At 71.0% G+C, this 18,709-nt stretch carries 18 protein-coding genes and 1 pseudogene; 8 read left to right on the forward strand and 11 right to left on the reverse strand.

The window, feature by feature from the left end; all coding sequences use genetic code 11:
• Positions 1–4 precede the first annotated feature (4 nt).
• Genes A6A06_RS04450 through A6A06_RS04460 form a run of 3 tightly spaced genes read left to right on the forward strand, consistent with a single transcriptional unit; the run spans position 5 to position 3,040 of the window.
• A complete protein-coding gene (locus A6A06_RS04450) occupies positions 5–487 on the forward strand; it encodes a succinate dehydrogenase hydrophobic membrane anchor subunit (protein ID WP_031002750.1) in 483 nt (160 codons plus the stop codon).
• 25 nt (positions 488–512) lie between these two features.
• Entirely contained in the window at positions 513–2,267 is a 1,755-nt protein-coding gene (sdhA, locus tag A6A06_RS04455; RefSeq protein WP_073758993.1) for a succinate dehydrogenase flavoprotein subunit, read from the forward strand.
• Entirely contained in the window at positions 2,267–3,040 is a 774-nt protein-coding gene (locus tag A6A06_RS04460) for a succinate dehydrogenase iron-sulfur subunit (RefSeq protein ID WP_073758995.1), read from the forward strand. The genes sdhA and A6A06_RS04460 overlap by 1 nt, the downstream gene beginning before the upstream one ends.
• A 38-nt stretch (positions 3,041–3,078) precedes the next feature.
• On the opposite strand, the gene A6A06_RS04465 is transcribed toward A6A06_RS04460, so the two are convergent.
• A complete protein-coding gene (locus tag A6A06_RS04465) occupies positions 3,079–3,933 on the reverse strand; it encodes a hypothetical protein (RefSeq protein ID WP_073758997.1) in 855 nt (284 codons plus the stop codon).
• A 188-nt stretch (positions 3,934–4,121) separates the two neighbouring features.
• The gene (locus A6A06_RS04470) at positions 4,122–4,547 is read right to left on the reverse strand and encodes a MerR family DNA-binding transcriptional regulator (protein WP_073758999.1); all 426 of its coding nucleotides are present in this window, start codon (positions 4,545–4,547) and stop codon (positions 4,122–4,124) included.
• Positions 4,548–4,646: 99 nt separating this feature from the next.
• Between A6A06_RS04470 and A6A06_RS04475 the strand changes: the two genes are divergently transcribed.
• Both A6A06_RS04475 and A6A06_RS04480 read left to right on the forward strand, forming a co-directional pair.
• Positions 4,647–5,483: an alpha/beta fold hydrolase gene (locus A6A06_RS04475; RefSeq protein WP_079193826.1), complete on the forward strand. Its 837-nt coding sequence runs from the start codon at positions 4,647–4,649 to the stop codon at positions 5,481–5,483.
• 267 nt (positions 5,484–5,750) lie between these two features.
• The gene (locus A6A06_RS04480; protein ID WP_073759001.1) at positions 5,751–6,566 is read left to right on the forward strand and encodes a TetR/AcrR family transcriptional regulator; all 816 of its coding nucleotides are present in this window, start codon (positions 5,751–5,753) and stop codon (positions 6,564–6,566) included.
• A gap of 40 nt (positions 6,567–6,606) precedes the next feature.
• On the opposite strand, the gene A6A06_RS04485 is transcribed toward A6A06_RS04480, so the two are convergent.
• The 4 genes from A6A06_RS04485 to A6A06_RS04500 form a co-directional block, all read right to left on the reverse strand.
• Positions 6,607–7,110 (reverse strand): FBP domain-containing protein, encoded by a 504-nt coding sequence (locus tag A6A06_RS04485; protein ID WP_073759003.1) that lies wholly within the window; start codon positions 7,108–7,110, stop codon positions 6,607–6,609.
• Positions 7,111–7,176: 66 nt separating this feature from the next.
• Entirely contained in the window at positions 7,177–8,364 is a 1,188-nt protein-coding gene (locus A6A06_RS04490; protein ID WP_073759005.1) for a S8 family serine peptidase, read from the reverse strand.
• A gap of 167 nt (positions 8,365–8,531) precedes the next feature.
• Entirely contained in the window at positions 8,532–10,004 is a 1,473-nt protein-coding gene (locus tag A6A06_RS04495) for a WXG100 family type VII secretion target (protein WP_073759008.1), read from the reverse strand.
• A 49-nt stretch (positions 10,005–10,053) separates the two neighbouring features.
• Entirely contained in the window at positions 10,054–10,365 is a 312-nt protein-coding gene (locus A6A06_RS04500; RefSeq protein WP_073759010.1) for a hypothetical protein, read from the reverse strand.
• A 911-nt stretch (positions 10,366–11,276) separates the two neighbouring features.
• On the opposite strand from A6A06_RS04500, the gene A6A06_RS41430 reads away from it, so the two are divergent.
• Positions 11,277–11,453 carry a hypothetical protein gene (locus A6A06_RS41430; protein ID WP_199930667.1) on the forward strand — a complete coding sequence of 59 codons (177 nt, stop codon included), beginning with the start codon at positions 11,277–11,279 and terminating at the stop codon, positions 11,451–11,453.
• A gap of 147 nt (positions 11,454–11,600) precedes the next feature.
• On the opposite strand, the gene A6A06_RS04510 is transcribed toward A6A06_RS41430, so the two are convergent.
• On the reverse strand, positions 11,601–11,867 hold the full coding sequence (locus A6A06_RS04510; protein WP_073759798.1) for an SCO4848 family membrane protein: 267 nt from the start codon (positions 11,865–11,867) through the stop codon (positions 11,601–11,603).
• On the opposite strand from A6A06_RS04510, the gene A6A06_RS04515 reads away from it, so the two are divergent.
• Positions 11,866–13,305 carry a D-alanyl-D-alanine carboxypeptidase family protein gene (locus tag A6A06_RS04515; protein WP_242440555.1) on the forward strand — a complete coding sequence of 480 codons (1,440 nt, stop codon included), beginning with the start codon at positions 11,866–11,868 and terminating at the stop codon, positions 13,303–13,305. The genes A6A06_RS04510 and A6A06_RS04515 overlap by 2 nt on opposite strands.
• A 390-nt stretch (positions 13,306–13,695) precedes the next feature.
• On the opposite strand, the gene A6A06_RS04520 is transcribed toward A6A06_RS04515, so the two are convergent.
• The 4 genes and pseudogenes from A6A06_RS04520 to A6A06_RS04535 form a co-directional block, all read right to left on the reverse strand.
• A complete protein-coding gene (locus tag A6A06_RS04520) occupies positions 13,696–14,739 on the reverse strand; it encodes a YihY/virulence factor BrkB family protein (RefSeq protein WP_073759014.1) in 1,044 nt (347 codons plus the stop codon).
• 9 nt (positions 14,740–14,748) lie between these two features.
• Positions 14,749–15,243: a GtrA family protein gene (locus A6A06_RS04525; RefSeq protein ID WP_242440595.1), complete on the reverse strand. Its 495-nt coding sequence runs from the start codon at positions 15,241–15,243 to the stop codon at positions 14,749–14,751.
• A 167-nt stretch (positions 15,244–15,410) separates the two neighbouring features.
• Positions 15,411–16,340, reverse strand: coding sequence for a decaprenyl-phosphate phosphoribosyltransferase (locus A6A06_RS04530; protein WP_073759800.1), 930 nt, complete (start codon positions 16,338–16,340; stop codon positions 15,411–15,413).
• A 233-nt stretch (positions 16,341–16,573) separates the two neighbouring features.
• A pseudogene (locus tag A6A06_RS04535) lies at positions 16,574–17,062 on the reverse strand (phosphatase PAP2 family protein); the annotation flags it as partial.
• A 254-nt stretch (positions 17,063–17,316) separates the two neighbouring features.
• On the opposite strand from A6A06_RS04535, the gene A6A06_RS04540 reads away from it, so the two are divergent.
• Positions 17,317–18,687: an FAD-binding oxidoreductase gene (locus A6A06_RS04540; protein WP_073759018.1), complete on the forward strand. Its 1,371-nt coding sequence runs from the start codon at positions 17,317–17,319 to the stop codon at positions 18,685–18,687.
• The last annotated feature ends 22 nt before the right edge of the window (positions 18,688–18,709 follow it).

Here is an 18,709-nt window from a genome sequence, read left to right on the forward strand (position 1 = left end):
CGCGATGTCTGCTGAAACTCAATCCCCCGCAGGTCCCGCTGTGAACGACTCCGTGTCCTTGTACGACGTGGACAACCCGGCTCCCGTGATCGAGCCGCCCCGCAAGCGTACGAAGAAGACGCCCAAGACGACCCGTACGAACTTCGAGATGTACGGCTGGCTGTTCATGCGGCTGTCCGGCATCGTGCTGGTCGTCCTGGTCCTCGGCCACCTGCTGCTCCAGCTCGTGCTGGACGGCGGCGTCTCCAAGATCGGCTTCGCCTTCGTGGCCGGCCGCTGGGCCTCGCCGTTCTGGCAGGTCTGGGACCTGGTGATGCTGTGGCTGGCGATGCTGCACGGCGCCAACGGCCTGCGCACGGTCATCAACGACTACGCGCAGCGGGACAACACCCGCTTCTGGCTGAAGATGCTCCTGTACACCGCCACGGTGTTCACCGTCCTTCTGGGCACGCTGGTGATCTTCACCTTCGACCCGAACATCCGCTAGGCCCCGGGGCTGAGGTAACCGACTCATGAAGATCCACAAGTACGACACGGTCATCGTCGGCGCCGGTGGCGCGGGGATGCGCGCGGCCATCGAGTCGACCAAGCGCAGCCGCACCGCGGTACTGACGAAGCTGTACCCCACCCGCTCCCACACCGGCGCGGCGCAGGGCGGCATGGCCGCCGCCCTGGCCAATGTCGAGGAGGACAACTGGGAGTGGCACACCTTCGACACGATCAAGGGCGGCGACTACCTGGTCGACCAGGACGCCGCCGAGATCCTGGCGAAGGAGGCCATCGACTCGGTCCTCGACCTGGAGCGGATGGGCCTGCCGTTCAACCGCACCCCGAACGGCACCATCGACCAGCGCCGCTTCGGCGGCCACTCCCGTAACCACGGTGAGGCCCCGGTCCGCCGGTCCTGCTACGCCTCGGACCGCACCGGCCACATGATCCTCCAGACGCTGTACCAGAACTGCGTCAAGGAGGGCGTCGAGTTCTTCAACGAGTTCTACGTCCTGGACCTGCTGCTCCAGGACGTGGACGGCGTGCAGAAGTCCGCCGGTGTCGTCGCGTACGAGCTGGCGACCGGCGAGATCCACGTCTTCCAGGCGAAGGCCGTGATCTTCGCGTCCGGCGGCACCGGCAAGTTCTTCAAGGTGACCTCGAACGCGCACACCCTGACCGGTGACGGCCAGGCCGCCGCGTACCGCCGCGGGCTGCCGCTGGAGGACATGGAGTTCTTCCAGTTCCACCCGACCGGCATCTGGCGGATGGGCATCCTGCTGACGGAGGGCGCCCGTGGTGAGGGCGGCATCCTCCGCAACAAGGACGGCGAGCGCTTCATGGAGAAGTACGCGCCCGTCATGAAGGACCTCGCCTCGCGTGACGTCGTCTCGCGCTCCATCTACACGGAGATCCGCGAGGGCCGCGGCTGCGGTCCCGAGGGCGACCACGTCTACCTGGACCTGACCCACCTGCCGCCGGAGCAGCTGGACGCCAAGCTGCCGGACATCACCGAGTTCGCGCGTACGTACCTGGGCATCGAGCCCTACACGGACCCGATCCCGATCCAGCCGACCGCGCACTACGCGATGGGCGGCATCCCGACCAACGTCGAGGGCGAGGTGCTGGCCGACAACACCACCGTCGTGCCGGGCCTGTACGCCGCCGGCGAGGTCGCCTGCGTGTCCGTGCACGGCGCGAACCGCCTGGGCACCAACTCGCTGCTGGACATCAACGTCTTCGGGCGCCGGGCCGGCATCGCGGCGGCGGAGTACGCGGCGACCGCGGACTTCGTCGAGCTGCCGGAGGACCCGGCGCAGCTGGTCCAGGACCAGGTCGAGCGGCTGCGCTCGGCTTCGGGCAACGAGCGGGTCACCGAGATCCGCAAGGAGCTCCAGGAGACCATGGACGCCAACGTCATGGTGTTCCGCACCGAGCAGACGATCAAGACCGCGGTCGAGAAGATCGGCGAGCTGCGCGAGCGCTACCTGAACGTGTCCATCCAGGACAAGGGCAAGCGGTTCAACACCGACCTGCTGGAGGCCGTCGAGCTGGGCAACCTGCTCGACCTGGCCGAGGTGATGGCGGTGTCCGCGCTGGCCCGCAAGGAGTCCCGCGGCGGTCACTACCGCGAGGACTACCCCAACCGCGACGACGTCAACTTCATGCGGCACACCATGGCGTACCGCGAGGTGGCGGCAGACGGCGCCGAGTCGATCCGCCTCGACTACAAGCCGGTCGTCCAGACCCGCTACCAGCCGATGGAGCGTAAGTACTGATGAGCACCTCCACCCTCGAAAAGCACTCCAAGGCCCTGGACGCGGCCGAGGACGGCGCCTCGCACGCCATCACCATCACGCTGAGGGTCCGCCGGTTCAACCCGGAGGTCTCCGAGGACGCGAGCTGGCAGGACTTCCAGCTGGAGATGGACCCGAAGGAGCGCGTCCTGGACGCCCTCCACAAGGTCAAGTGGGAGCAGGACGGCACGCTGACCTTCCGCCGTTCCTGCGCGCACGGCATCTGCGGCTCCGACGCCATGCGGATCAACGGCAAGAACCGCCTGGCGTGCAAGACGCTGCTGAAGGACATCAACCCGGAGAAGCCCATCACGGTCGAGGCCATCAAGGGCCTGACGGTCCTCAAGGACCTCGTGGTGGACATGGAGCCGTTCTTCCAGGCGTACCGGGACGTGATGCCGTTCCTGATCACCAACGGCAACGAGCCGACGCGTGAGCGCCTGCAGACCGCCGAGGACCGCGAGCGCTTCGACGACACCACCAAGTGCATCCTGTGCGCCGCGTGCACGTCCTCGTGCCCGGTGTTCTGGAACGACGGCCAGTACTTCGGCCCGGCGGCGATCGTCAACGCGCACCGCTTCATCTTCGACAGCCGTGACGAGGGCGGCGAGCAGCGGCTCGAAATCCTCAACGACAAGGACGGCGTCTGGCGCTGCCGTACGACCTTCAACTGCACGGACGCCTGCCCGCGCGGTATCGAGGTCACCAAGGCGATCCAGGAGGTCAAGCGCGCGCTGATCACGCGTCGCTTCTGATCCCGGGGGCGCCGCCGGTTCTCCTGCGGCGCCCGTCCTCAGAACCTGGTTCCGGTCAGTGACCCGAACCGGGTCTGGAAGCCGCGAAGGGCTCCGCTCCCGTACGTACGGAGGCGGAGCCCTTCGGCATGTCCGGACCCGGCCCGCTTCGCCTCCGCCGCCCGCACCGGCGGGACCGCGGGGTAGACCAGGACCGGCGGCAGCGCGGTGTCGGCGAGGGCAACCGGGCGGGCGCAGAAGTACGACGGCACGAGCAGCAGGCCCCGCCCCTCCAGCCGCAGGTCACCGTCGCGCGGATAGGTCACCTCCAGGACGGGGCGCCGCCAGCGCATGGCCGGCCCGAAGGTCCGCAGCATGGTTTCTGCACCGTCCTGGCGCAGCGCGTGCAGCCGCAGCGTACGGTCGGCCACGACGCGCTGCCCGATGAGCGGCCAGCCGGGGCCGAGGGCCGTGTGGTGGTACGTGCGCAGGCTGCGGGCGAGGGCGCGCAGCGCGGCCGGCTCGCCGTCCGCCAGGGAGCGCATCCAGGAGGGCGGCGCGGCGTGCTGCCCGTGCCCCGGGCGGTGCGCCTGCCCGGCCAGCAGGCCGATCTCGGCGCGCAGCCGGCGCCGGGGCGTCGTCATCACGGCTTCCAGGCCCGGCTCCACACCGGCCGAGCCGGCCAGCGGTGTCAGGAAGTCGGGGAAGTAGCCGCGCGGCGGCACGAGCGGCAGCAGCATCCGCAGCGGGCCGGGGCCGTGCCGCGCGGCGTGCTGCCGCCACGCGGCCAGGGCCGGATCGTTACGGCTCTCGCGCAGCCGGTGCAGGCTCAGCACGGTCTCCCACAGGGGGTCGGCCCCCTCGGCGATCCGTGTACGGCGCAGGTCCTCCGTCGTGAAATGGACACGTAACACTTCGATCCCCCGATGCCGTGAACACACCCCTGTTCCCCCGAACAGCGGTGCACCCGAGGATCCGACCCGCGGGCCGCTTTCCGCAACCCGTACACACCGTCGACCCCAACTTTGTTCAATGAAAAACGAATGAGAGGGCATCGTCGCCGGTCACGACGGTGAGACCGGCCCGGCCCGACGGCACCGCGTCAACGCGAGCGGAGCGCCATGGCGGCCAACGCCCGGTCCTGGTCCCGCCGTTGACGCATCCGATGCGCATACACGGCCAACGCCTCCCGCTTCCGCGCGAGTTCAGCGATCTCCGCGTCCAGCTGCGCCATCTGCCGCTCCACCACGCCGCCGGAGAAGTCGCACAGGACCAGCCCGGGACCGCCCTGGGAACAGGGCAGCAGGTCACGGATCGATTCGGTACCCAGACCGGTGGCGAGCAGCTCGCGGATCCGCCCGACGGTCTCCGGCGCGTCGGGGCCGTAGCAGCGGTAGCCGTTGGCATCCCGGTCCGCGCACAGCAGGCCCTGCTGCTCGTAGTAGCGCAGCGACCGCGCGCTGACCCCCGAACGCTCGGCCAGCTCACCGATCCGCAGCGAGCCCCCTCGGCCGCCCCGCCCCCGCACTCCCCCACCGACCGTGCCATCAACTGCCTCCCTGGGCGACCGGACCCCCGAACCGGTGACTTGACCTTCACACCGGTGTCAGGCGTCAACCTGATCCACATGACGAAGATTCCCGCGGCCGCACCGCGCCTCCCCGCCCTGTCCACCTCCGTCACCCCCGCGGACCCGGACACCACCCCCGCCACCCCCACGCCCCACGGCATCCTGCTCGCACACGGCGCGACCGGCAGCATCGACGGCAACTACGGCGCGCTCATCCCCGCACTGGCGGCCACCGGCCACACCGTCGTCGCACCCGACTACCCCGGCTCCGGCCGCACCCCACGCGCCGACGGCCCCCTGGAACTCGACGCCCTCGCCGACGCCGTCGTGGCCGAGGCCGTCGCGGCAGGCGTCGAGACCTTCACCCTGATCGGCTTCTCCCTCGGCACGGCCGTATCCGTACGGGCCGCAGCACGCCACCCCGAACGCGTACGCGGCCTCGTACTGACCGCCGGGCTCGCCAGACCCGACCACCGGGCGGACATCTGGCTCGACCTGTGGCTGCGCCTGCTGGAGCGCGGCGACTACGCGGGCTTCGCACAGGCCCGCGCGCTCAGCGGCCTCTCCCCCCAAGCCCTGAACGCCCTGCCGCCCGCCGAACTAGCCGCCCTGCTCGACGACAGCCCCGACGGCCCGCCCGCCGGATCCGCGGAGCAGACCGCGCTGGTCAAGAACGTGGACACCACCGGCGACCTCGCCGGGATCACCGTACCGACGCTGGTCATCGCCACCACGCTGGACCAGCTGATCCACCCGTCCCACTCGCGCTACCTGGCCGACCACATCCCCGGCGCCGAGTACGCGGAGATAGCGACCGGCCACGTTCCGATGGCGGAGCGGCCGGAGGAGTGGGAAGGGCTGATCCTGAAGTTCCTGGATGAGCGGGGGCTGTAGGGGCGGTGCGTCGAAGCGGGGGCTGTAGGGGCGGCGCGTCGGGGGGAACCGCTGACGCTGTGGCGGACACGTGCCCGGCCCCGGCGGGGGTGCGGCCCGGGAGCGGAACCGGGCCGCATTAGGGTCGGTGACGTGGACGAAGCGGCAAAGGCGGATACGGATGCGGACGGGGCACCGGGCGCGGCGGGCGGCGAGGGCCGGGGCGTGACGGGCGAGAGCGGCGAGGCGCGGGGCGCGACGGACAGGGGCGGCGAGGGCCGGAGGCGGATGGAATCCCGCGAGCCCCAGGAAGACCGGGATCTCCGCGGCCCCGGTGAACCCCGCGAACCCCATGAACCAGCTGAACCCCGCGAACGGACCTCCCACGGCTCCCGGACCCGCACCCTCATTCTCGAAACCGCCCTCCGCCTCTTCCAGGAGCGCGGTTACGACAAGACCACCATGCGGGCCATCGCCCAGGAGGCCGGCGTCTCGGTCGGCAACGCGTACTACTACTTCGCCTCCAAGGAGCACCTGATCCAGGGCTTCTACGACCGCATCACCCAGGAGCACACAGCGGCCGTCGCGGACGTACTGGCGCGCGAGCGTGACCTGGCGGGACGGCTGCGCGGCGTGCTGCTCACCTGGCTCGACATCGCCGCCCCGTACCACCGGTTCGCCGCCCAGTTCTTCAAGAACGCCGCCGACCCGGACAGCCCGCTCAGCCCCTTCTCGGACGCCTCCGAGGGGCCGCGCGAGGTGGCCATCGCGCTGCACCGGCAGGTACTGGCCGGCGCGGACACCAAGGCCGACCCCGAACTGGCGCAGCTGCTGCCCCAATTGCTGTGGCTCCAGCAGATGGGCCTGATCCTGTACTGGGTGCACGACCGCTCGGAGAACTGCGAGCGCAGCCGCCGCCTGGCGGAGCGGACCTCCCCCCTGGTCGCGCGGGCGGTCGCCGCGTCACGCTTCCGGGTACTGCGCCCCCTGGTACGCGAAGTCACCGACGTAATTGCCGAGTTCGTCCTCCCGGCAGCGGCAGGCGCCACGGCCCGCCCGGCTTCCGGCAAAACCTCCGCCCCTCCCCCACCCGAACACGGCTGACCCCATTACCCCGGAATCACCCCGGAGCGCCCCTACACCCTCACTCCCCCTCGAACACCTTCTCCACAAACGCATCGAGGTTCCTCACCATCCGGGCAATACGGTCCTCCACCGGCAAGGTCTCCTCATGCCGCCCGGCAAGCTCGGACTTCTTCTTCCCGCGCACATAGAGCGAGCACGCCAGATCGGCGCAGACATACGTCCCGACGGTGTTCCCCTGCCGCCCCAGAGGCCCGGCCTTACGCGCGGCGAGCAGACTCACCCCGGAGCCGGGATGCCCGGTCAGACACAGCGAACACACGGTCGTCTTGGTGAAACTCCGCCGCACCCCCTGCGGCACCCGCAACGTCACCCCGACGATCCCGTCCCCCCGAGGCGCCACCAGATAACTCCGGTCCGGCGCCCCGGGATCCCGCCACCCGAGAAAGTCCAGTTCCCCCCACGACATCCCGGAAAGCCCCGCGGGCAGATTGATCCGGCTCGCCTCCCCCTTCGAGCAATTGACGAAGGAGGCACGTATCTCTTTTTCACCCAACGGATCCATGACTGGGGAAACTAACAGCCGGAGTCGCGGGGCGTCGCCCGAATTACGGGCGGACGGCGGCGGGCGTCAGCTCCAGGACTGCGGCCCGGAGTTGCCACGGCGGCGTACGAGGACGATGACCATCACGACGAGCCCGACCAGCAGCAGCCCGCCCACCGCCATGCCTCCGTACATCATCATCTTCTTCCCGCCGATCGGCGGGTCGGGGTCCTGCCCCTTGTCGGCACCCGCGACCACGGGATCCTTCGACGCCTTGCCCTGCGGCATGGGCAGCGGCCCCTCCGCGGGCCCGGCGGGAATGTCGCGGGTCAGCGCCGCCCAAGGCTGGATGTAGCCGTATCCGTAGTGCTCGTCGGGCAGCTTGAGGTTCTTCGCCTTCACCGACTTGGCCAGCCCCGCCGTCTTGACCATGCGGTTGGCGATCTGGCCGGGAGTGAGGTCGGGGTACTTCTCCAGCAGGAGGGCTGCTGTGGCGGAGGCGTAGGCGGTGGCCGCCGAGGTGCCGTCGCCGGTGGAGTAGCCCGTGTCGCTCTGGCCGTTCGGATACGGAATCTTCACGCCGGGCGCCAGGACGTCGACCGTCTTGTTGTAGTTGCCGCCCTCCCAGGCCTTGCCGAATTCGTCCACCGCGCCGACACCGATGGCACCGGGGCAGGCAGCCGGGAACCGGGTCTCGGACAAGCCGTCGTTGCCGACACCGGCGAGGACGACGACGCCTTTCTCGACCGCGTAGTGGATGGACGCGCACATGTCGGGGGTGTTGTCGTCCCCGACGAACGACAAGTTGATCACCTTGGCGCCGTGCTCCACCGCGTAGCGGATCGCCGCCGGAAATTTCTTGTCGGCCGTCAGCGGCAGGATCTTCGCGCCCGGCGCCAGCCCCTTGACGCCCTGGCTGCCGCCCGGACCGTGGCCGCCCCCCGCGATGAGCGCCGACATGCCGGTGCCATGGTCGCGGATGTCCGACCCCGGCGCCTCGGTCCTCCCCTTGTCGATGGAGGGGTTGGGGAAGTCCTCGCCGGGCAGGAAGGCTCCGGCCAGGTCCTGGTGAGTCTTGCGGAAACCGGTGTCGACGACGGCGACGGTGACGCCCTTGCCGGTCGCCTGCTTCCAGATGCCCTGTACGTCGAAAGCCTGGAACGGCCACAGCGCACTCCGCGTCTGGTCCGCCGAAGCCGTACCCGTCGCGGTGAGGAGCAGCGCTCCGGTCAGCGCGGCACCGGCGGCCGCGCGCAGGGTTCGGGTGACCTTCATGCTCTGATCCTCACTGCTTCCGTTCGGACGGACAGGGCCGGGCGGTGGCCACTGGGCGGGGCGCCCGGTCGAGCGAGCGTCCCGGCTTGCGGAAGTGCCCCGCACTGCGCGTGCGGGGCACTTCTTCGTACCACGTCATACAGCCGACGCCGACGGCACGTACATCCCTACTCGATCACGCGAGGGGACACGTTGCGCTGCGGAGTCCACGTCTCCTCGTCCTCGACAAGGTAGTCGGGGCGCTCCTTCTTGGTCCGCTCCTTGTCCTTGGCGCGACCGTTCGCCGCAGCGCCGCCCATCGCCTGGCTTCCGCCGGCGCTGCGGTGCAGTCCGGCGCCGCCCTGCTTGGCTCCGGCTCCCGGGCTGCCCGGGGCTCCGACGACTCCGCCGCGCGTACGGGCCTGGGCTCCACCGCGGCCCGCCGCACCACCACGTCCCGCGCCGCTGCCCACGGCACCGGCGCCACCGCCCATGCCGCCGGGCATGCCGGAGCGTCCGGCACCCGCGCCGCCGGACCGGCTGCCGCCCAGGACGCCACCACGGCCGCCGGGGACCGAGCGCGAGCCCCCGCCGGTGGTGCCGCCGGTCTTGCCGTACGGAAGGGGCGCGATGAATCCGCCCGACTGGCCACCGCCGGACGGGCCGCCACCCGTCCCGCCGCCGGTACCGCCGGGGCTTCCGCCGCCGGTGATCCCGGGGCCCACCGGGGCGACGGTGCCGCCCTGGAGGCCGTCCAGACCGGTCCGTACCGGCTGCTCGTGCGTCGGCTGGATGTTCACACCGCCGCCGAGGCCGTTGTAGCCGCTGCCTCCGTTCGACCCGTGCGGGGCAACGGAAGTGGGCTTGGGCCGGGTGCCACCGACGACCGGCATGCTGACGGGCGGCACCGGCGGATAGCTGCCCGGCTGGCTCGGCCATTCGTGTCCGGGGCCGGGCCGCTCGCCGACGTCCATGACCTTCCCGACCTGCTGCCGGTAGTGGTAGGCCAGCTGTTCCATGACGATGACCGCCTCGACCTGGCGCTCCTTGCTCAGGGAGAGCTTGTCGCGGTTGGCCTCCAGTGCCATCTTGGCGTCCATCTTCGGGTTCGCCATGTCCTTGTGGAACTGGGAGTCGTCGCCCGAGGAGTTGAACGCGCTCTCGACCTTGCCCGGGTCCTCGATCCCGGCCATGGTCTTCTTGGCCTGGCGCAGGTTGTGCGCGATACCGGACTCCGGACCCGAGGACCGGGTGCCGATCAGCATCGACTCGACGTTGCGGGCGTGCCCGTACGTTTTGTCGATCTTCTTGAGGACCTCTGCCGCCTCCCGCCGGAACGCGTCGGCGGCCTTGCCCTGCCAGTGGTTCGAGGCGTGCTCGACGGCGTCCATGAACGCCTTCCGGATGCCGCCGGCACCGTCCTGGCCGGCCAATCGGTCGGCGGACGCGCGCCAGTGGTCGCCGACCGTCTCCATCGCTTCCGGGTTGGCGTTCTCGACCATCGCTCGGAGCGCGTCGATTCCGTGATGGTGGAAGTCCGAGTCCGAGACCGGCACCGGATCGTAGTTCTTGAACTGCCCGAGGTTCTCTTTGCGGTGCTTCTCGTCGATCGACTTCGCGTACGCCTTGTTGCCCTCGGTGTCCATCGGGCCACCGGCCATGACCTTCCCCCTCGGTCGTCGTTCTGTTCGTTGTCGTGCGTCCGGGACCTCAGCCGTTCATCGACGAACGGGCGTCCTGCTCCCGGTCCTCGTACGCCCCACGGCTGCGCTCGGCCTTCTCACCGAAGTCCTTGATGAGGTCCTGGAGAGCGTCGACGACCTGCGACATGTATTCCTGCATCTTGTCGTGCTCCGCGGCAACCTTCGCAGCCTCGTTGAAGTTGGCCCCGAAGGCCGTCTTCGGAATGTTCGTGCTGTATTTGACCTTCTGGCTCGGCTCGTCCATGTCACCCTGCAAGCCCTTGAGCTTGCGCACGACGCTGTCCAGCTCGTGCAGATCGACCTTGTACTGCTCGCCCATCGAAGTCCTTCCCCGTTACTCCCTGCTGCCGCCGCGCGGACCCGTCACGACCGGCGCCGCAAGGCGATCCGGCCTGCGCGCGCAGGCAACGCAAAGAGTGTAAAAAATAGGGGTTCCAGAGGGCGAAACGCAAGATCAGAAGTCATGATTTGCCCGATTTCGCACCAAACATCACTGCACTTTGCAAGTGCGTCACTGCAACGCCCCACCCGCCCCGTCGCACACCACAACTCACCCTGCACGTCATGCCCGTTTGACACCCTCCCGACACCCCATGAGCGCCGCCCCTTTCGGGTTCCCCAGGACCGGCCAACCGTCGCATTGGCCCGTAATCAGGACGGACCGCCCTCCGCGGCCACCCCGTCCCGAGACCGGGCACAATGCCGTCCGCAGCCCTTTCGGCCGAGCGACCATGACGAGGTGGCACCCTGTCCAGGACCGTATTCAATATCTCGCGGGCGCAGGAATCCCGGCAGTTCGCCGCGCCTCCCGGATGTCAGGCCTGGGGCACCCTGACCTCCGGGAAGTTCACCAACGGGGAGGTATTGGCGCGGGTTCACCGCTCCGAGGGAGAAGTGTCCACGGGGCCGCTTTTCCTTCTCGCCTCCCCGTCCGGAGCTTTCCGGACGATCTGCACGATCAGTGCGCCGGCCGATGGCGCCGGGCAGCAGAAGGAAAAGGGATACACCGTCCACGGGCCCGCCGGTGACTACGCGGGGCGCATTGTCCACGGACGCTCGCCGCGTGGGATTCGCCAGGCGTGGCGGATGCATACCTCAGCGGACACTCAGGCCGCCGCCGGTTACAAGGGCAGTTTGCGCGGATGGTTCGCGTATTGGGCGACATTGCCCCTGTGGCCCCTGTTTGCCGTGATAGGGCTACTTCACGACGGCGGAGGTCCTTCGAGCTGGATGTGGGACAAGCCCAAGCGCATCACCTGGCGGTCCAGGCCGAGGGGGCTGGGCGGTGCCCTGCTGAGGTTCACCTCGGGCTACAGCTCGTTCGCCTGGGACACGGAACGGCTGGACGCATCACTGTCCCACGCGCAAGCGGTGCTGTACTTCGCCTCGTTGACGAAGGACAGCTGACGCATCAAGCCCGAGGGTTCGGCGTTCGGCCGATCCGGGAGTCGGCGTTCGGCTCAGCCGCCCGGCCCGCGCATACCGGCGGCCCCTACCGAGCATGTGTGAGATGGCGCACCGACAACGAGGCGCCGGGGTGTGCGGGGGCCGAAGTCAGAGGGCTGTGCCGGTGGTCTCGGCGGTGGACTTGCCGAGGGCTCGGACGCCGCGGAACCCGATCACTCCGATTGCCGTCCCCAAGAGAAAGGACGTCACCGCGAGTGCGAGGTGTACCCAGAAGTAGGCGGTCGGGTCACCCGCGCCGTCGAAGGCGAGGCCGCTCCCGTCCTTCCACAGGTTTTTGGCGAAAGTGATCCAGATGAACCAGCTCCATACCCCGAAGGCGAGCAGGAACCAGGAGACGGGGCGCGAGAGCTTCATGGAATCCAGTATGGGCAGCGGCTCCATCCGGCGGGCCGCGGGGGCACTCTTCCGTGGGGTGGTGTCCGGGCCGCAGGCACCGGCGGGTACGTTCACCGACGTGCCGACCACTTCTGCCGTTCATCCGACCGCCGTGGCGTCCGCGGCCGTGCCCGCCGCGCGGCGCGGTGCCGTCACCGCGCGGTCCGTGCTCACCCGTACGGGCGCCGCTCTGGCCGGTACCGCCGTACTGCTGCCGCCGCTCCTGCTCGCCGCTCCCGCCGCGCACGCCGACGAGAAGCCGAAGGACGGCAAGGACGGGCAGCACGCGCCGAAAGCGCCGGCGCCGCCCGCCGGGATGTCGAAGGTCGGGGGCGGCCTGCTGGGCCGGTCCGGTACGCAGGTGCAGCTCAAGCCGGGGGCGCCCAAGCTGCCGGAGGACCTCACGGCGCGTTCCTGGATCGTCTCGGACGCCGAGAGCGGCAAGGTGCTGGCCGCGCACAACGCGCACTGGCAGCTGCCGCCGGCCAGCACGCTGAAGATGCTGTTCGCCGACACGGTGATGCCGAAGTTCCCCAAGACGCAGAAGTACACGGTCAAGCCGGCCGACCTGGCGGGCATGGGAGTCGGCAGCAGCCTGGTGGGGATAAAGGAGAACCTGAGCTATACGGTCCACGATCTGTGGCTGGGGGTCTTCCTGCGCTCAGGCAACGACGCGGTGCACACGCTGTCCGCGATGAACGGCGGTACGGCCAAGACCGTCCAGGAGATGCAGAAGCAGGCCGAGGCGCTGAACGCGGCGGACACCCACGTCGTGACGCCGGACGGCTACGACGCTCCGGGGCAGGTCTCCAGCGCGTACGACCTGAGCCTGTTCGCCCGCGCGGGGCTGCAGAACGCGGACTTCCGGGAGTACTGCTCCACGGTGAGCACGCAGTTCCCGGGGGAGGTCAAGGACGGCAAGCGCGGGTCGTTCGGCATCCAGAACACCAACCGGCTGCTCAGCGGCGACTACGACCTCAAGCCGTACCCGGGCATCGCGGGCGTGAAGAACGGTTCCACCACCAACGCCGGCTCGACCTTCACCGGGGTCGCCCAGCGTGGCGAGCGCAAGCTGCTCGTCACGGTCATGAACCCGGAGAAGAAGGAGCACAACGAGGTCTACAAGGAGACGGCCAAGCTCTTCGACTGGGGCTTCGCGGCGGCGGACAAGGTCGAGCCGGTCGGCAGGCTGGTCGGCCCGAAGAGCGAGGAGGGCGACGCGCGGGCGGGCGGCGCCAAGCTGGACGGCGACAAGGCGCGCGCCGGGATGCAGGACACGTCCGGCAGTTCCGGCGGTGTGTGGACGGCACTGGCGATCACCGGCGGTGCGCTGGTGGTGCTGGGCGGCCTGGCCCTCGCGGTACACCGGCGCTGGCCGCTCCCGGAGCTGATGCGTCGCCGTGGGGGCAAGCACTAGGCAAGTGCCTCGGACGCGCGGGTGTCTCGGAGGGCGAGCGGGTGCCTCGAATGCGCGGGTGCCTCGGCGCGCGGGCCGAGGGGCTGACGGCCGGGAGCCGGGCGGTGGCCCGACGGCGTTGTCAGTCCCTCGTGTCATTCTGGCCTTGGTCGAGTCGGATCGGGCCGAGTCGGGTCGGCGCGGCGGGATTCGAGGGGGGGAGAGGTGCGATGACAGGTGCGATGACCGGCGCGACGCGGGCTCGTTATTGCAGCGCTGTCACCGGGCACAGCGCCGACCGGATAGCGGGCGACCTCACGGTCTGGGTGGCTGCCCGCGTCGTCCGGGCACGGCCGCCCCGGTAGGCCGGAGAGGTCCGGGGCGTGTCCCCGTAGGGCTACCGAAGCGCTCTTAGGTCTGGCGGGGAGGGGACGTGGTCTCCGTGGCGGTCGCCCCCGCGCCCGCGCTTTCGTCGGCCGTGGTGGTCTTCGGCTCGGCGTTCCTGACGCCCCGCGTCTCCGTCCCTTCAACCTCCTCATCCCTCTCATCCCCTTCATCCCTCTCATCCCCCTCGTCGCAGTCCAGTGACTTGCGGGTGGACTCCGGGTCGCAGCGTTGGGCCGCTGTCCAGGACGCGCAGAAGACCAGCAGTTTTGCGGTGAAGTTGATCCACAGGAGGAGGGCGATCGGGGTGCCGAAGGCGCCGTACATGCTCTTCGCGGCCACGCCCTGGAGGTAGCCGCTGAGGAGGAGTTTGAGGAGTTCGAAGCCGACGGCGCCGATGAAGCCGGCGATGACGACGGCGCGGCGCGGCGGGTGGACGCCGGGGAGTTTGGTCAGGACGTAGACGATCAGGAGGAAGTCGGCGAGTACGGCGATGCAGAAGCCGGCGGCGGACAGCAGGACGCTGCCCACGCCGCCTTCCGCGAGGCCGAGGGCCTTGGCCGCCTTGCCGACCGCGGCGCTGGCGAAGCCGGAGCAGGCCATGGAGGCCAGGGCGGTGCCGCCGAGGCCGAGGAGCAGCGCGCCGTCCTTGAGCTTGGCGACGAAGAAGTTGGTGTCCTCGTCGTCCTTCTCCCAGACGGCGCGCAGGCAGTCGCGCAGCGACTCGACCCAGCCGACGCCGGTGAAGAGCAGGGCGACGCCGGCGATGATGCCGACGGTGGCGGCGTTGTCGACGAGCGAGCCGAAGTCGAGCTGTCCGGAGATGCCGGGGATCTGTTCGGCGATCTTCGACTGGAGTTCGTGCAGCTGCTGCTCGCTGAGCAGGGCGGCGCCGATCGCGGCGGCCACCGTCAGGAGTGGGAAGATCGCCACGAAGCTGGTGAAGGTGATCGCCGCGGCCAGCCGCGTCCAGTGGACGCGCTGCATACGTTCGTACGCCCGCCAGAGGTGTGTGGTCATCAGCCAGGACACGGCCGGGCCGATGACCGGGAGCTTGCTCAACCATTCCATGGGCTCCGCCTACCCTTCATCAGCCTTTGACACCATCTGTACAGGTATGTTGCCCGCGTGGCGGAAGACCAGCGTCCGCGTACCCCAGAATCGCAGGCACGTCGCCAGGGCCATGCCGACCCCCGCGCCCGCGACGGTGTCCGCCGTGGCGGAGGTCAGGCCGAGGACGTGGTGCGAGAGGCCGAGGCAGGCGAGCTGCACCAGGGCACCGGCGAGGTTCACGGCGAGGAAGGCGGCGTAGCGGCGGATGCGTACGGGGGTGGGGGTGCGGGTGCGGGTGGCGCGCCCGGCGTACGGGGGTGGTGGGCGGGTGCGGGCGCGGTACGTGCCGATGGCGTTCCCGGCGTACGCGACGGTGCAGCCCGCCAGGAAGGACAGCGCCTTGGCGGTGAACGGGTCGAAGCCGGACGGGCCGCGCAGCCAGACGAACAGGGCCAGGTCCGCGGCGTACGCGAAGCTTCCGGCGACGGCGAAGCCGAGGAGTTCGGGGGCGAGGGCGCGCAGGCGGTGCCACGGCGGCCGACGGCCCCGGCTGCCCTGATCACCGCCCGATGGCCGCACCCGGCTGCCGTTACCCGGTGGCCGGCCCCGGCTGCCCCGACCGCCCGGCGACCGGTCCGGTGTGCTGTGGCGGGCGGGGTCCCGGGGCATCGTGGCGGCGCTCGTCCGGTTCATACGTCCGCGACGGCCATCGCGTACAGCCCGGTCCAGGCCACCCCGATGACGGCCAGCGCGCGGTCCCGCAGGACGACGTCCTCGGGGGCGCCCGCCGTGCCCCGGTCGGCGAAGACCGCGTAGCGCAGCACGGCGAGGATGAACGGGATCATGGAGAGCTGGCGCCACGGCAGGACGCTCGCGGACGTGCCGCCGCTCTCCAACGCCCACAGGCAGTACGCCAGGACGGCGCCGCCCGCCGCGAGCTGCCATACGAAGCGCAGGTAACCGTCGCTGTACTCGCGCAGCAGCGGCCGGGTCGCGCCCTTGTCCTCGCGGGTCTTCTCCGCCATCTGGAGCGCTTCGGAGTAGCGCTTGGCGGCGACCATGAACAGCGCGCCGAAGCCCGCGGTGATCAGGAACCAGCGGGACAGCGGGATGCCGAGCGCGGGGCCGCCGATCATAGCCCGCATCAGGAAGCCGGTGGTGACCACGACGAGGTCGATGACCAGGACGTTCTTGAGGCTGACGCAGTAGGCGAGCTGCATGAGGAGGTACGCGGTGAGCAGGGCGGCGGTGGCGGGGTTGCACAGCACGGCGGCGGCGACGGGGACGAGGACGGCGAGCAGGCCGCCGGCCGCGTAGGCGACGGGTACGGGGACCTCGCCCGCGGCGACCGGGCGGCGGCGCTTGTCGGGGTGGGCGCGGTCGGCCGCGGCGTCCCGCGCGTCGTTGACGAGGTAGACGGCGGACGCGGCGGCGGTGAAGAGGAGGAAGAGGACCGGCAGTTGGACGAGGGTACGGTGGAGGAAGAGATCGCCGGCCGCGGCCGGTGCGGTGGCCACCAGGACGTTCTTGACCCACTGACGGGGGCGGGCGGTGCGCAGCAGGCCCAGGGAGAGGGCGAGGGCGCGGGCCCGGGGGCTGGGCTGCGCGGCCGTGGCCACTCCGGGGCCAGGCGGCGGTTCCTCCAGGACGGCGGCGGAACGTTCGGTCACGATCGCCCCCAGCGCATGCTTCCCGGCGGCGCCCAACCCATGCTCCGCACCCGCGCCCCACGGCTCTGCACCCGCATCCCACGCACGCTCTGCACCCGCCTCCCGCGCACACGTTGCGGCCGCGCTCCGCGCACGCTCCACAGCCGCGCTCCGCGTACGCTCCGCGCATTCTTCCCGCTCACGCCCCGCGCACGCCCGCTCCCCACGCACGCCGTGAGCGCGCCCAGCGCCGCCCCCGCCGCCACGTCCGACGGGTAGTGCACGCCCACCACCAGCCGCGACAGGCACATCGCCACGGCCAGGAAGGTCAGGGGCGTGCCCACCGGCCGCAGCGCGCCCAGCGCCACCGCGGCGGCGGTGGCGGACGCGGCGTGGGCGCTGGGGAAGGAGTGCGGGCTCGCGGTCCGTACGAGGGGTGCGTGGCCGGGCAGCAGGGGGCGCCGGCGGCGCACGACGCGCTTGAGGCCCACGCTCATCAGGTGGGCGCCGCAGCTCAGGGCCGTGCCGCGGAGCCAGGCGGGGCGCCGGGGCCGGTCGGCCGCGGCGCCCGCCAGCCCGGCGGCGAGCCAGAGCGCTCCGTGTTCGCCGCCGTGCGAGAGGGCGCGGGCCACGGCGGCCACCCGCGGGTCGCAACCGCGGGCGCGCAGCGCCGCGAGCAGGCGGTGATCCATCTCTTCCGGGGACAGCGGGGTCACCTCGATCCGGTTCGTGCCGGCCCGCCGGGCGGACCGCCCGCTTCGTGCGGTCCGCCCGGCGCCTATCCCTCAAGCCCTTGGGGGCTCCGCATCCGACTCTCCGGCGGCGCCGAGCGCCGTGCCGTCGCGATTAGCCCATCCACCCCATTAATCACTCTTTTCGTGCGGGGAGAGGGAGGGAGCGGCGGAAATGCGCAAGAAGCCCGCTCACCACACTTACGGTCGCTGGCATGTCGTCGCCCGCCGGTCCGGCCGGCTCCCGTACCGCCTCCGTCACCGGCTGGGGCCGCACCGCCCCCACCACCGCCCGGCTGGTGCGGCTGGGCTCGTACGGCGAGGCCGTGGCGGCGGTGCGGGAGTGCGGGGCGCGGGGCGGCATCGCCCGTGGGCTCGGGCGCGCGTACGGGGACGCGGCGCAGAACGCGGGCGGCGCGGTCTGGGACATGACCGGCCTCGACCGCATCCGCGCCATCGACGCCGAGGCGGGGACCGTGGTGTGCGACGCGGGGGTCAGCCTGCACCGGCTGATGGAGGTGCTGCTGCCGCTGGGCTGGTTCGTGCCGGTCACGCCGGGCACGCGGTACGTGACGGTCGGCGGCGCCGTCGCCGCGGACATCCACGGCAAGAACCACCACGTCGCGGGCTCCTTCACCCGGCACGTACGGTCCTTCGAACTCCTCACGGCGGACGGCCGGGTGCGTACCGTGCGGCCGGGTACGGACCTCTTCGACGCGACCGCCGGCGGCATGGGCCTGACCGGGGTGATCCTCGCGGCGACGGTCGGCCTCGTGCCCGTACGGACGTCGTTGATGACGGTGGACACCGAACGCGCGACGGACCTGGACGACCTGCTGGCACGGCTGTCCGCGACCGACCACCGCTACCGCTACTCCGTCGCCTGGATCGACCTCCTCGCGCGCGGCGCGGCGACCGGCCGCGCGGTACTGACCCGCGGCGACCACGCGCCGCTGGCCGCGCTGCCGGCCCGCGCCCGCCACGCCCCGCTCGCGTTCCGCCCGGGGCGCCTGCCGCCCGCGCCGCGCGGCCTGCCGGAGGGGCTGCTCGGGCGCCGGTCCGTCGGCCTGTTCAACGCGTTCTGGTACCGCAAGGCGCCCCGGCGCCGGACCGGGGAGCTGCAGAAGATCCCGGCGTTCTTCCATCCGCTGGACGGGGTGCCGCACTGGAACCGCGTCTACGGGCGCGGCGGCTTCGTGCAGTACCAGTTCGCGGTCGGACACGGCGCCGAGGGGACGCTGCGGCGCATCGTGGAGCGGATCGCGGCCCGGGGCTGTCCGTCGTTCCTGGCGGTGCTCAAACGGTTCGGCGCGGGCGGCCCGGGGTGGCTGTCCTTCCCGTGCGAAGGCTGGACGCTGGCCCTGGACATCCCGGCCGGGCTGCCGGGCCTCGGCGCCTTCCTCGACGGGCTGGACGAGGCGGTGGCGGAGGCGGGCGGCCGCGTCTACCTGGCCAAGGACGCCCGGCTGCGGCCCGAACTGGTCGACGCCATGTATCCCCGCGCGGACGTGTTCCGCGACCTGCGCGCGCGCATCGACCCGCGCGGGGTCTTCACCTCGGACCTGTCCCGGCGCCTCGCGCTGTGATCAGCCCCCGGCCACTCGCGCG

The organism is Streptomyces sp. CB02923 (genome assembly GCF_001905005.1).
Classification (GTDB): Bacteria; Actinomycetota; Actinomycetes; order Streptomycetales; family Streptomycetaceae; genus Streptomyces.